The organism is Gimesia alba (assembly GCF_007744675.1).
GTDB lineage: Bacteria > Planctomycetota > Planctomycetia > Planctomycetales > Planctomycetaceae > Gimesia > Gimesia alba.
Genome location: NZ_CP036269.1, coordinates 1609752 through 1622606, shown reverse-complemented (window position 1 = coordinate 1622606; position 12855 = coordinate 1609752). Strand labels below are relative to the sequence as shown.

Here is a 12855-nt window from a genome sequence, read left to right as displayed (position 1 = left end):
AGAAAGCCTGCTTTTGATTCAAGAATGATCGCATGCATGAGACAGTCGTCTACTCAAATTTCTGCGGCGACATGCTGCTGTTCTTTAATGTTGTTTCGAAATACCTTGGACAAAACCATCCTTCGCAAGCCCTCAGTACATTGTTACTATAACTTTCATAGATACTATAACTATCGTAATAACATCGATTCACGATGAAGGAAACACCTAAAAAAGACCATAAAACGCTCTACATCCACTTTCTTATCTCGCAAAAGTTTTGGGCTACCAGGAAATAATAATGACGCCAAATTCATGGAAGCAATCCAAAGAATTTATAAACCTGATTTCTGATAATCTGACCGTACTACTGGAATCATCTGAGTTTGAAACAATTCGAACTCAATTGATGGAACTTGTTAACAATCTGGATAAACGATATGGAATCAACATCAACTGCATGATCGATATCATTGACTGGGAAGAGGAACGAATTCTGCCACTGTTGAATACTGGCATATCAACTGCTGAAAGCGGAGAGATCTTTCGCACCTGGAACGATACATCACCGCAAAAATATGTCATCGATGGTGAAATCCATGTCGTTCCTCAAGACTTCTGTCCAAGCTGCTGGAATGACTGGGGGTTCAAATGGAAAAAACGGACCTGCCCGGAATGCGGGATTAAATTGGGAGAAGAATGTAAAATCCTGCTCGATTCTGACGTGTGTCCCCACTGCAGAGAAGGAATCATATCAATGAATCATCAAGTCTGTGGTCAGTGTGGATTTAAGATTGATCCCGGCTGTGTTGTATGGGGCTAATGGAGATTCAATAACGTTCGGGGGGAGTCATGCCCCGTATTTCAATTCTCACTCCCCATGATAACCGCGCCACATCCAGATCAGTGTGTCGGCCAGTGTCTGTTCGAAGACTTTGCGATCGCAGTGTCGGGTCCCTTTGCTGAAGACGTAGCGGTAGTCATAACCTTTGGCTTTGAGTGCGGCCGCCGTGCGCTCGTTAGCCATCACCCAGTTGTGATAGGTCTCTTCCGGATCGTTGGCACGCAAATCATTTTCAGCGACGTGGGTAAAGATCCGCAGCGGTTTTTGATCACTGTTTTCGATCAGCTTCATACTGGAATGGTATTCCCACGCGCCCAGCGGGTACTTCGCTTCTTCGGGTGCATCATCGTCCTGCTGGTCAACGAACGTGCCGGAGTAGGTAATCAATCGACGAAACAGATCCGGACGAAACCAGCCCATCGTCAGCGCCGCCGCTCCGCCGGAACTGCAGCCCATCGCGGCGCGGCCCCAGGGATTGTCAGTAAACGCAATATTGGGATAGGCGGCTCGAATCTCTTTGTTCTTCAGCACAGCCGGCAAGACTTCGTCGTTGATAAACCGGGCAAAGCGATCGGACATCGTATCATATTCCAGACCGCGCTCACTTCCCTTGCCGTCGTTCCCGCCATTCTGAACGCCGATCACAATAAAAGCGGGCAGCCGGCGCTGCGGGTCCTTCGAGATCGTCAGATTATCCAAAGCATTGCGGACCAGATCCATGCGGCTCGGCCCATCATGGGTAACCAGAATCGGTGCCTTCGTGCCGTCCTTGTAGGCGGCGGGAACGTAAACAAAAATCTTACGTGTTTCACGCACAGGCTTTTTGGGATCGAGGGTCTTATCATTGCCGGGAAAGATTTTGCTTTCAGCCAAAGGCATCGAGAATTCGAAACTCTTGCCTTTGGGATTGCCTTGATCAGTCAGGTCCGGGTCGATTTGATACTCGGGACCAACGACATAATTCCCATTGCCTTGTTTGCCCGGGTTCTCCGTATATTTCTCCGCGGAAAAAACAATATTGGAGGCCAATCCAAGAACCGCACAGGTGAGTACACAACAGACACGATTTGACAAGCGCTTCGAATTCAGCAACATAAAACATTCCACCGATTGCAGGAGATCATTGGGGTAAAAACAAAAAAGACCAGAATATGAGACTACTCTGTTTGAGCCAGACTTTCAAATTAAGAATCGGAAATTGTCAGAACAGATCTGCTCCCTCGTTCTCGCTTTCCGAATTTTTCCACTTGTCTACAACTGCTTGAGGTCAACTCGCAGTTTCTCGCCGCTCAGCCAGAGTTGCTCAATCCACTCCAGACTTTTCGAAACGGGTAGCCGCGGGTTGCCCATCGCGATTTGCCAGTGCTCCGGGTTTGGAAGCATGAGGAAATAATTGGAAACGGTATTCAGCATGATCATGTCTCCCACCGTCTCTAACTGTTCGTGGTCGATTGGGTATTCTTCGCGATAGCCCTCGACCAGCTTCGCCAGAACGTGTCCGGCTAATTCAGGACTGGTATCCGACACCTGCAGACTGGGATAAAAGTAATGCACGAACAGCAACACACCCAGATCCATTGTCCGCCAGCCATAGCAGCCCAGGTCGAAGTCGATCACCTCGACCCGGCCCTCTTCAACCAGGAAATTTCCCGCATGCAGATCGCGATGAACCAGTCCATAGTGGCCAGAAGTGGTGGGCCGTCCCTGCCAGTCGTCTGTAAAAGCGCGCATCGCCTCGACGACTTGCGGATTGAAAATTTCGGGCAGCGGATCGGGAAACTGCCCGAGATTGATCTCGTACCAGCGCAGACGATCGTGGTCGCCCGGCAAGTGGAGATCATCTGAAGCACGATGGATGCGGCCGATCTCGCGGCCCAGTTTGAGGAAGAGTTCGTCATTCCACTCGACATCGGTCGCCGGGTTGAGTTGTCTTCCCCCGAAACGCTGGAAGCAACAGACATGCATGGCCCCTTCATCCACGCCGACGGTCTCCAGCAATTCCCCGCCGCGTGAAGGAATCGGCGTCGTCACCGTGCAGCCATGACGAATCAGGTGTTCCAGCCAGATCAACTCTCCCAACACTTCATCTCGTCCGCGCACCGCACCGTCGCTGATGCGAATAATCACCGGCTCACCATCCTGGCGCTCCGTAGCAAACACATGATTGACCCCGTCGCGGATCAACTCTGTCTTCTCGGGCACCAACCCCCAGTGATCAACACACTGCGCCAGCGCAGCATAATATGGCGAAGTATCGTCAACCGGCAAATGATACGGATTCAAATCATGACTCCATTTTAGTAAGTGTCATGTCAATCAAAGGCTCTTAACACTTAATTAATTGAAACGTTTCTCTTTAGCAAAAGAAATTCCGTGAGAAGTATAGGGGTAAATGAGCTTCTCTAATTCTCAATGACAATTTCTTTTACGCGTCTTAAACCGAATAGTTGTACATCGAAAGTACCTTGAGGACAATATCGCATTGATGAAATACCCAGGCACTATTCGAATCCTGTCTGCCATGGACAGAAAAAACTCTAGACCCCTTTGATCTTCCCATAAGAGACTATAAATGCAACGCTATTGCCCCGTTTCCGCGTGAGTTAAAGGGGTCAGGAACCTATAATAAAAGAGTCCTGACCCCTTTTTAACACTCTATACCACCGGTTCCGCCTCACGAACTGCTGTTCCTGCCTGGCGTGGGAAAAAGCGTTTTAGTTTCAGGAACTGTTTTTCATAGCAGTGCCAGCTGATGATCGCCAATATCAGAATGATGACGACTCCGACACAGAATGTGTAGACTGCTCTCCAGCCGTTGACGTCGTTCTGTTTCCAAAGCTGAAGATAAATCTGATTCAGAGGAATTAACACCAGCATCTGAAAAATGTAAATTGCGTAACTACGATTCCCAAAGTAGCGTAGCAAGCTGAACTCCAGAATGCGTTTCAGAGGGCGAATAGAAGGCGAATCCAGCATTACGAATGCAATCAAGAACGCACACAGCATCGCAAAGAGAGTATAACCAATAGTCTGGCTGGCTAACCCCTCGATCCGGAAGCCGCCATCAAAGATCACCACGGCAATCAATGCCAGACCTGTGATCAGCAGACAGGGTGTTTTGAACCGCTCCAACCACTTCCGCTGGTCCGTGTTTCTCAACCAGATCGCGATCAAGGCTCCCGCACTCAACGTATCGAGCCGAAAAACCGTAAGCGTATAAATGGTCATGGGATCGACCCCTTGATACTTGGCAATACATCGCAAGACAATTGCCATGAGAATCATGCAGCCACAAAACAAACTCAAACTGCGCCGATTCAGAAAATAGATCGCAAACGGCCAGAAGAGATAGAACTGTTCTTCAATCGCCAGAGACCAGAATGGTTGCAGCATCATCGGCGGTGTGCTTCCACCAAAAGCAGGTCTCCAGTTCTGAAGATAAAGCCAATACCAGATTTGGTTAGGGAATTCCGGGTTACTCAAAAAAAGTACGAGAATCACACCATAATAAAGGGGAAAAATTCGCAAGACACGACGGAAGTAGAAGCTGCGATAGTAATGCTTACTATCACGAGTATCGAGTAGAATCCCGGTAATCAAAAACCCGGACAACACAAAAAACAGATCCACACCACTCCAGCCAAAGCTCGCCATTTGACGATAATAGCTCCCTACAGGAGTGGAAGCTCTAATGATCAAACCACCGTGAAAACCAAGCACCATCAATATCGCAATCCCGCGAATCCCATCCAGGGCAGGCACGTGTTTTTCAGATGTAATCGGTTCAAACGACGGGGAATTCATATGCATCAGTGAATCGTAAAATGTACCAGGTGAAATTGCTCCGAACTGATTTTCGAGCAGTGGTATCCCGGATACAACGGCCTCCTGGAAGAAAGCGATTCAAGCTGCCGTTTCTAATCGGATCATAACGATTCTGATGATCGTAGTGCCAACGACACTCGCTGATAGTCACCGGCTGCTCGTATGAAAGATACAAGGAACGAATTGCACTGCCGTAACCGGAACCTGTTTGTGCATTTTTAAGCGAAATTCGTTCATGATTCCTTCAATATGTTCATCTGAGATGCTGCTGGTGATATCTGGTAGGATTGGTTTGTCGATGGTTTATTTTCACACTCTGGTTGGCAACGGCGACTGATGCCGTGCTGTTCATGACAGGGCGGTGGTTCTGGTTCCATTCGATTGTTTCATTGGACTGAATTTCGCGAGGCGGGCGGCCACATAGGGCCGCGCCCTACTTTTTTCTTTTGCTGGTTTCTTTTGAAGTCGGGGACCAAGTTGATGAATTTTCATTCTGTGTTGCCATTCATGAAACGTGATTTTCTTGAAGGGCGTGGAGCGGTCAAGAGGAAAGGAGATTTTGATGTGGTGCGAACGGTGGTTGGGAGTGTGCCTCAAGGGGCGGAGAGTGGAGCGGGCGGTGTTGGAAATGCGCCGATGTGTGTCGACCCGCATAACTTTTGGAGGATTCCATTTGAAAAATCGGTCTAAAACAAGCGGTTTTTGGCAGGTGAGGTTAAAACCGGTTTCACAGATTCACCTGAACCAGCAGTGCTCACGCGCGCGACGCGCAACAAGGGTTATCGCGGGTGGCGCGAGGCAGTCAAGTGCAATTTTAATACTGGAAATGCGATGATTGGGCGCGAGTAAGCCCTGTTACCACTAAAAACCATTAAGTTTCACTCCACTCTGGACACAGGGGTGATCACCAAGGTTAAATGGGCAGTTCAAGGAAAATCATACACGATTTCAATACCTTGACAGCAGAGAACCGCTGCATGGTATTTTTATAATTTCGTTCCCGGAGCGATCCGTGTCAGAGCAACCCGAGCAACAGCAGATCGACAACTGGCCCGTGGCCCGCAAGATTGTGTGGGTCCTTTTGTTTCTCTGCGCATTGGCTGTGTTCGCTCCCGGATACTATGCTGCTTTCAGGCCAGCTCATGGGCAGATCTTCGACTTCTTTAAGGAGTGGGCCGCCGTTAAGAATCGGCTAGCCGATTTACCCGTTTATTCCAATCAGGAACTGGCTCTGCAGAAACATCTGGGCCTCAAACTCTCAAATCCGGAAGGTTTTTTCGACCACTATAACACCCACCCTCCCACAGCGAATTTGATGGCAGTCCCGTTTGCCTGGTTGTCGTATCAGGAAGCGCACCTGGCCTGGAATCTGACCTCGATCGTCATGCTCTGCGTGATCGTATTTTGGATTGTAAGGGGACTCGAGGTCCAAATGACAATCTGGACGACACTCGCCCTCGTCACCCTGCTCCTGGCCTGCGATCCACTCCAGCAAACTCTGATTCAGGGACAGCCGAATCTGCTGCTGACGCTGCTGATAGTCGGCGCGTGGCGAGCTGGCAGATCGGGGAAGTCATTCGTCTCGGGCATGTGTCTCGGACTGGCAACCGCGGTGAAAATTTACCCGGCTTATCTGTTTCTGTATTTCCTCGTCCGACGGGACGGACGGGCGCTGGCTGGCGGGGTCATCTCGTTTGCTCTGATCACGCTGCTCACTGCTGCGGTCTTCGGCGTTGATGCCTACCGCGATTACCTGACTGTCGTGTTACCCTCCATCTCCGATGTCACGAACAACTGGGGTAATGCTTCACTGCTGGCATTCTGGGAACGGTTGTTCGACCACAGTTCTACAAGCATCCAGCCCCTGGTGAATTCCCCTGCTCTGCTGCAGATTTCAGTCTGGTCATCTTGGCTGGTTCTGACGGCGCTGGTTGTGAGGTCTGTCTGGAAAACGCGCGCTGAGGTATTCAGCAATGAAGGCTTTGCGATTACGATCGTCGCCATGCTGCTGATGTCGCCGACAACCTGGCACCACTATTTTATTATCCTGGCTTTGCCAATCGGATTACTGCTATCGCGCTATCAGCCACACACAGGAAAACGCTGGATTGTGAATCTGCTGATTCTCGGGCTGGCGATTAGCCCTCGCGTCGCCTGGGTAGTCTTAATTCCTAAACAAAAAGCAGCTGCCTCCGCCGCGGAAAGCACTCCCTGGGAACAAGGGGGCATGGTTGCACTGCCCTGGCAATCACTGACGGCACTTTCTTATCAATGTTATTTGCTGCTGATCATCATCGTCATACTCTGGCCAACCAGTGCCATCCTCAGAGATGATGATTCCACCTGAAATCACTTGTTATTCAGTAATTTTCACCGTGACCTTACCGCTGTTGTCAGCCAGTTCATGCCAGTCATCGCGGCACCGCAGAAACAGTTTCCCACTGGCGGGTGCCTGAAAACGCCCCGATTCTCCCAACTCAAACTCTTCGCTGAGTTCGTACTCGTTGTCTTCATTTTCGATCAGCACCACGCCCACCAGAGTCCCCAGCCCTTCGTCGCTGCCTTTCGCCGTCACAGACTCTGCATCGCTGCTGGTTTTCCACTCTCCGTCTGTTGAAAACTGATATTCGGTTCCTGCTTCTACCAGTGCTCGAGAGGCCTGCCAGCCTTCATTTGCTTCAATTTTCGAGATCAGTGTGCGCGTCGAATTCAGCTTGCGGAATTTCGTTTTCCAGTCCCATTGACAGAGATCACAGCGATAGCCCTGGTCAAAATGTTTCAGGAAAAAAAGATACTCGAACGAAATTTCCCGCGCCATGGAACCATAGGTCTGATTGAACGAAGCCGGTTTATTCATTAACAGCCCCAGCCCCAACGGACGAAACCGGGCTGCATAATTCGGGTTGGTTGCCAGCAGATGGCACAAGGCCCACCGCCAGCAATAATTCTGCCAGGAATCGCCGGTCGTTTCCCTGGAATTGACAATCTCATTTAAGCTTTTGGGCTCGCTGCGTTTGATGTAATCAATCACATAACGTTCACAGCTTACCGAGAGAGGCTGACCTTTTTTCGGAACGACTTTCCAGTTGTTTCCCATCTCGGCCATGCCTTCGCTGTACCAGACAGGCCCTGTTCTCCCGAAATTCTGCGCACAGTAAGCGTGTACTGCTTCATGCTGCGGCGTCCCTCGACTGGAGGTCGCATACACAATCGATTTAGCAGCGATGATCTGCCTGCCCCGATAGGTGGTCTGGCTCATCGTCACGCCCCCCCCACTTGCCACAGAGCGAAGCCCGGCCGGATGCAGACTGCCAGGCGGCCAGTTTGCCAGATCTTTCACCACATAACACTCGATCACTCTGCGATTCGGACTGCCCCAGTATGTCGAAATGATGACCAGCATCTTTTCCAGGCGCTCCAGTAAATCTCGCGCCTCTGCGGGGGGCAGATCGGTATGAATCAGAAAATTTTTGGAACGGTAATCAGCGGGAGACAGCTGCTCAGAAGCATCGTTGGCATTCTTGCTTCGCTTTCCCTGTGCATATAAACCGCTAACAGAGTCAGACATGAAAAAGAGAACAAAGACCAAAGCTCCGGCTATGATACTTCTGTTGAAAATGTTGATTCGCTCCACAGACGATCATCCTTTTTACTTGATTCAGCCCGACCTCGTGATTTACTGAAATCCTCTTAAAAGACGTGAGATTTTATCTTAACATGCCTCTCAGGCAAAAGAAATTGCTGCCTGAAACAGGCAAGAACGCATCTCAAACGCTTGATATGTCTGCTCTCCCCCTTTACTCTAAAACGAAACCGTTTATAAAGAAGGTTTATTTTATTTGTCATTTGCACAAGAGTAAGAGGTTTTCTCTATGAAATATCTAACGCAGATTCGAGTCGGTTTTCTACTGTTTCTGATTTCCTGTGCCGCTTTCTCACAGCCAGAACGCTGTTTTGCCGAGGAAGCACTCTGGAAAGCTGGATCTGCCAGTGTGGTGATCACTCCTGAGGAAAACCTCTGGATGGCCGGTTACGGAGGCCGCAAAGCTCCTGCAGATGGGAAAATTCATGATCTGTGGATGAAGGTCCTCGTGATTGAAGCCCACGACGGACATCGTGGCGTCATCGTCTCTACAGACACTCTGGGGATTCCCCAGTCGATCTACAATAACGTCTGTGCGGCACTCAAGGATAAATTCAACCTCGACCGCAGCCAGATCATGCTTAACAGCTCACACACGCACTGCGGCCCTGTATTACGTGGTGCCCTGCATGACATCTATCCGCTGACTCCGGAGCAGATTAAAAAAATTGGCGCCTATTCAGATAAACTAGAACAACAATTGGTTGATGCCGTCGGAACTGCGATCAGCAAACTGGAACCAGCCACGCTCTGGTCTGGAGAAGGCTTTACCAGCTTCGCCGTCAATCGCCGCAACAACATGGAACCTGATGTTCCCAAACTCAGAAAAGCAGATGATCTCAAAGGTCCCATCGACCATAGCGTTCCGATTCTGGCCGTCAAAGATAAAGCAGGTAAACTGAAAACCATCGTCTTCGGCTATGCTTGCCACAATACCACTCTGGGAATCCAAAAATGGTGCGGCGACTATGCCGGTTTCGCCCAGTACGACTTGGAAGCGATGTTCCCCGGTGTGACCGCTATGTTCTACATGGGCTGTGGTGCCGACCAGAATCCACTACCACGCCGCACACAGGAACTCGCAGAATCCTACGGTTCACGTTTGGCGCATGCGGTTGCCGACACCGTCCGCCTGCCCATGGTCGAACTGGACCCCGAATTAAAAACCGAACTGGAAATCATCGACATCAAGCTGGGTGACGCTCCCACGAAAGAAGAACTGGAAACACTTGCCACCGGTAATCCCAGTTCCTACCGAACCCGCTGGGGATCTCGCCTGCTGAAACAGCTTAACTCAGGCAAACCGTTCATGACTTCATACCCGTTTCCCGTCCAGGTCTGGAGATTAGGAAAGACACAACTCTGGATCACCATTGGCGGCGAAGTCGTTGTGGATTATGCATTGGGAATGAAAAAAGAGTTTGGCGATTCCACATGGGTCGCCGGCTACTGTAATGATGTCATGGCCTACACCCCTTCACTACGAGTTCTTGAAGAAGACGTTCCGCCCCGCAAATCATCGCGCTGGGGATATGAAGGAAACACATCGATGGCCGTCTATGGTTTACCCGCCAATCGCTGGTCCGAGGAAATTGAGGACAAAATCGTGGAAAGTGCCCGGCGACAGGTCAAAAAGGTCCGCAATGGAAAATAGACCCGGTCTGCGGTAGAATCCCCCTAGTCGGTCCCGACTTTTACGGTCAAACGCCAGCTTCTAGGGATGTTTTGCGTTTTTGACGGCCCTGCCGTTTGTCGATCGGGATACGAATCCCTAGAATGCAGCATATTCAGATCTGCAAAGAAACTTAACTAAAGACAGGTTCCCTGTGGCAACCTGAAATTAAAATTTATCTATTATACGTAGCACTGAGGAGAGATTAATGGCTTCCGGAAATCCTTTTGGCGCGGAAGGTCAATTAAAGGCAGCGGGTAGTGAGTTCACTTATTACCGTTTACAGAAACTCATCGACGATGGCATTGGGAATATTGAAGCCCTGCCCTATTCGATTCGTGTGCTACTGGAATCGTGTCTACGAAACGTGGATGGTTTCGTGGTCAATGAATCTGATGTCAACAATCTGGCCAACTGGAGTGCGGAATCTCCCAATCCGGTAGAAGTTCCCTTCAAACCTGGTCGCGTCGTCCTGCAGGACTTTACAGGAGTGCCCGCTGTCGTCGACCTCGCCGCCCTGAGAAGCGCCATGGTCCGTTTGGGCGGAGATCCTCAGAAAATCAATCCGCTCGTTCGCTGCGATCTGGTCATTGACCACTCGGTCCAGGTCGACGAGTTTGCTACCAAACTCTCGCTGCAACACAACGTCGAAAAAGAATTCGAACGCAACCAGGAACGTTATCAGTTCCTCCGTTGGGGTCAGCAGGCACTGAATAACTTCGGCGTCGTGCCTCCGGCCACCGGAATTGTGCATCAGGTCAACCTCGAATATCTGGCCAAAGCCGTGCTGACGAAAGACGGCGTTGCCTATCCCGACAGTCTGGTCGGAACCGACAGCCACACCACCATGATCAACGGCCTGGGAGTCGTCGGCTGGGGAGTCGGCGGCATCGAAGCTGAAGCCGTCATGCTGGGACAACCGATTTATATGCTGACCCCGGAAGTCGTTGGGTTCAAACTCAGCGGAAAACTTCCCGAAGGTGCGACCGCGACCGACCTGGTGCTGCGAATCGTGCAAATGCTGCGTGAGCATGGTGTTGTTGGTAAGTTCGTCGAATTCTTCGGTCCCGGTCTATCCAACATGAGTCTGGCAGACCGGGCCACGATCGCCAACATGGCTCCCGAATACGGGGCCACCATCGGCTTCTTCCCTGTGGACGATGAAACCCTGAATTACATGCGTCGTACCGGACGGACCGACGCGGAAGTCGATCTGGTCGAACGCTACTACAAAGAACAGGGCATGTTCCGCACCGACAGTTCGCCCGAACCGAGCTTCACCAGCCAGTTGCAACTCGATATTTCCACTATCGAAGTTTCCCTGGCCGGCCCCAAGCGTCCACAAGACCGGATTGCGTTGACCGACATGAAATCGCACTGGCACAGCGATCTCAGTAAAACCTTCGGCAAAGAGGATCCTTCTCCCACGAAAGCTCCTGTTGAATATGCAGGCGACAACTTCGAACTCAAAGATGGTTCGGTCGTGATTGCTGCCATTACCAGCTGTACCAATACCAGTAACCCCTCGGTTATGCTGGGTGCGGGACTTCTGGCCAAGAAAGCTGCTGAAAAAGGGCTTACACGCAAACCGTGGGTTAAAACCAGTCTGGCCCCCGGAAGCCGCGTCGTTACCGATTACCTGGAAAAAGCGGGCCTGACTCCTTACCTCGATCAACTCGGCTTCAATCTGGTCGGCTATGGCTGTACGACCTGTATCGGCAACAGTGGACCGCTGCCCGCACCGATCTCCAAAGCCATCAATGACAACGATATCGTCGCTGCCGCCGTCCTTTCCGGTAACCGGAACTTCGAAGGCCGTATCAGCCCCGACGTGCGGGCCAATTATCTGGCCAGCCCGCCTCTGGTTGTCGCTTACGCTCTGGCTGGTACCACTGACATTGATCTCAGCACCGAACCCATCGGTCAGGATCAATCTGGAAATGATGTTTTCCTCAAAGACATCTGGCCTTCTCAGACAGAAGTCAACGAAACATTGGAAACAGCCATCAATCCTGAAATGTTCCGCGATGAGTACGGCAAAGCCACCGAAGGTTCCCCTGAATGGCAGGCTATCAATGGTGGTGACGGCGACATCTTCGAGTGGGATGAAAAAAGTACCTACATCCAGGAGCCGCCGTTCTTCGTCGATATGCCCGAAACTCCCGCACCGATCAGTTCCATCAACGGAGCCCGCGTGCTGGTCTCTGTCGGTGACTCAGTAACCACCGACCATATTTCTCCTGCCGGTGCGATCAAAGCCGATTCCCCTGCTGGAAAATATCTGCAGGAGCATGGTATCACTCCCGAAAACTTCAACAGCTACGGCAGCCGTCGTGGAAATGACCGGGTGATGACCCGTGGCACCTTTGCAAACATTCGTCTCAGCAACCTGCTGGCTCCCGGAACCAGCGGCGGTGTCACCACCTATCTGCCGACCGGTGATCAGACTTCGATCTACGAAGCATCACTCAAATACAAAGAAGCAGGTACACCTCTCGTCGTACTGGCTGGCGGCGATTACGGGATGGGCTCGTCTCGTGACTGGGCTGCGAAAGGAACGTTCCTGCTCGGCATCAAAGCCGTGATTGCCACTTCGTTCGAACGAATTCACCGTTCGAATCTGGTTGGCATGGGCGTGCTGCCTTTGCAGTTCCGTGATGGCGAAAACCGCGAAGAACTCGGACTCGATGGCACCGAAACCTATGACATTGAACTGGACGACAACCTGAAACCAGGTCAGGCCATTCGTGTGACCGCTACCAAAGAGGACGGCACGCAGGTTCTGTTCACGGCGCAATGTCGCGTGGATACACCCGTCGAAGTCGAATACTATCGCAACGGCGGTATCCTGCACAAAGTCCTTCGCGATCTGGCTCAAGCCTGATCAACGAT

General features: G+C 51.0%; 9 protein-coding genes. 5 read left to right on the top strand and 4 right to left on the bottom strand.

Annotated elements, in window-relative coordinates; all coding sequences use genetic code 11:
• Nucleotides 1-280: 280 nt before the first annotated feature.
• Nucleotides 281-802 (top strand): zinc ribbon domain-containing protein, encoded by a 522-nt coding sequence (locus tag Pan241w_RS06340; RefSeq protein ID WP_145212596.1) that lies wholly within the window; start codon nucleotides 281-283, stop codon nucleotides 800-802.
• A 48-nt stretch (nucleotides 803-850) separates the two neighbouring features.
• Here Pan241w_RS06340 and Pan241w_RS06335 read toward each other — a convergent pair whose 3' ends face one another.
• The 3 genes from Pan241w_RS06335 to Pan241w_RS06325 form a co-directional block, all read right to left on the bottom strand.
• Complete coding sequence (locus tag Pan241w_RS06335) at nucleotides 851-1918, bottom strand: alpha/beta hydrolase (RefSeq protein WP_145212593.1); 1068 nt, start codon at nucleotides 1916-1918, stop codon at nucleotides 851-853.
• 156 nt (nucleotides 1919-2074) lie between these two features.
• Nucleotides 2075-3106 carry a phosphotransferase enzyme family protein gene (locus Pan241w_RS06330; RefSeq protein WP_145212590.1) on the bottom strand — a complete coding sequence of 344 codons (1032 nt, stop codon included), beginning with the start codon at nucleotides 3104-3106 and terminating at the stop codon, nucleotides 2075-2077.
• Between the two features lie 372 nt (nucleotides 3107-3478).
• A complete protein-coding gene (locus Pan241w_RS06325) occupies nucleotides 3479-4633 on the bottom strand; it encodes an acyltransferase family protein (protein ID WP_145212587.1) in 1155 nt (384 codons plus the stop codon).
• A 495-nt stretch (nucleotides 4634-5128) separates the two neighbouring features.
• Between Pan241w_RS06325 and Pan241w_RS06320 the strand changes: the two genes are divergently transcribed.
• Nucleotides 5129-5338: a hypothetical protein gene (locus tag Pan241w_RS06320; RefSeq protein ID WP_145212584.1), complete on the top strand. Its 210-nt coding sequence runs from the start codon at nucleotides 5129-5131 to the stop codon at nucleotides 5336-5338.
• A 322-nt stretch (nucleotides 5339-5660) separates the two neighbouring features.
• A complete protein-coding gene (locus Pan241w_RS06315; RefSeq protein WP_145212581.1) occupies nucleotides 5661-6995 on the top strand; it encodes a glycosyltransferase family 87 protein in 1335 nt (444 codons plus the stop codon).
• A gap of 9 nt (nucleotides 6996-7004) precedes the next feature.
• Here Pan241w_RS06315 and Pan241w_RS06310 read toward each other — a convergent pair whose 3' ends face one another.
• A complete protein-coding gene (locus tag Pan241w_RS06310) occupies nucleotides 7005-8216 on the bottom strand; it encodes a hypothetical protein (protein ID WP_198000357.1) in 1212 nt (403 codons plus the stop codon).
• 304 nt (nucleotides 8217-8520) lie between these two features.
• On the opposite strand from Pan241w_RS06310, the gene Pan241w_RS06305 reads away from it, so the two are divergent.
• Nucleotides 8521-9945 carry a neutral/alkaline non-lysosomal ceramidase N-terminal domain-containing protein gene (locus Pan241w_RS06305; protein WP_145212578.1) on the top strand — a complete coding sequence of 475 codons (1425 nt, stop codon included), beginning with the start codon at nucleotides 8521-8523 and terminating at the stop codon, nucleotides 9943-9945.
• 226 nt (nucleotides 9946-10171) lie between these two features.
• Nucleotides 10172-12847: an aconitate hydratase AcnA gene (gene acnA / locus Pan241w_RS06300; protein ID WP_145212575.1), complete on the top strand. Its 2676-nt coding sequence runs from the start codon at nucleotides 10172-10174 to the stop codon at nucleotides 12845-12847.
• The last annotated feature ends 8 nt before the right edge of the window (nucleotides 12848-12855 follow it).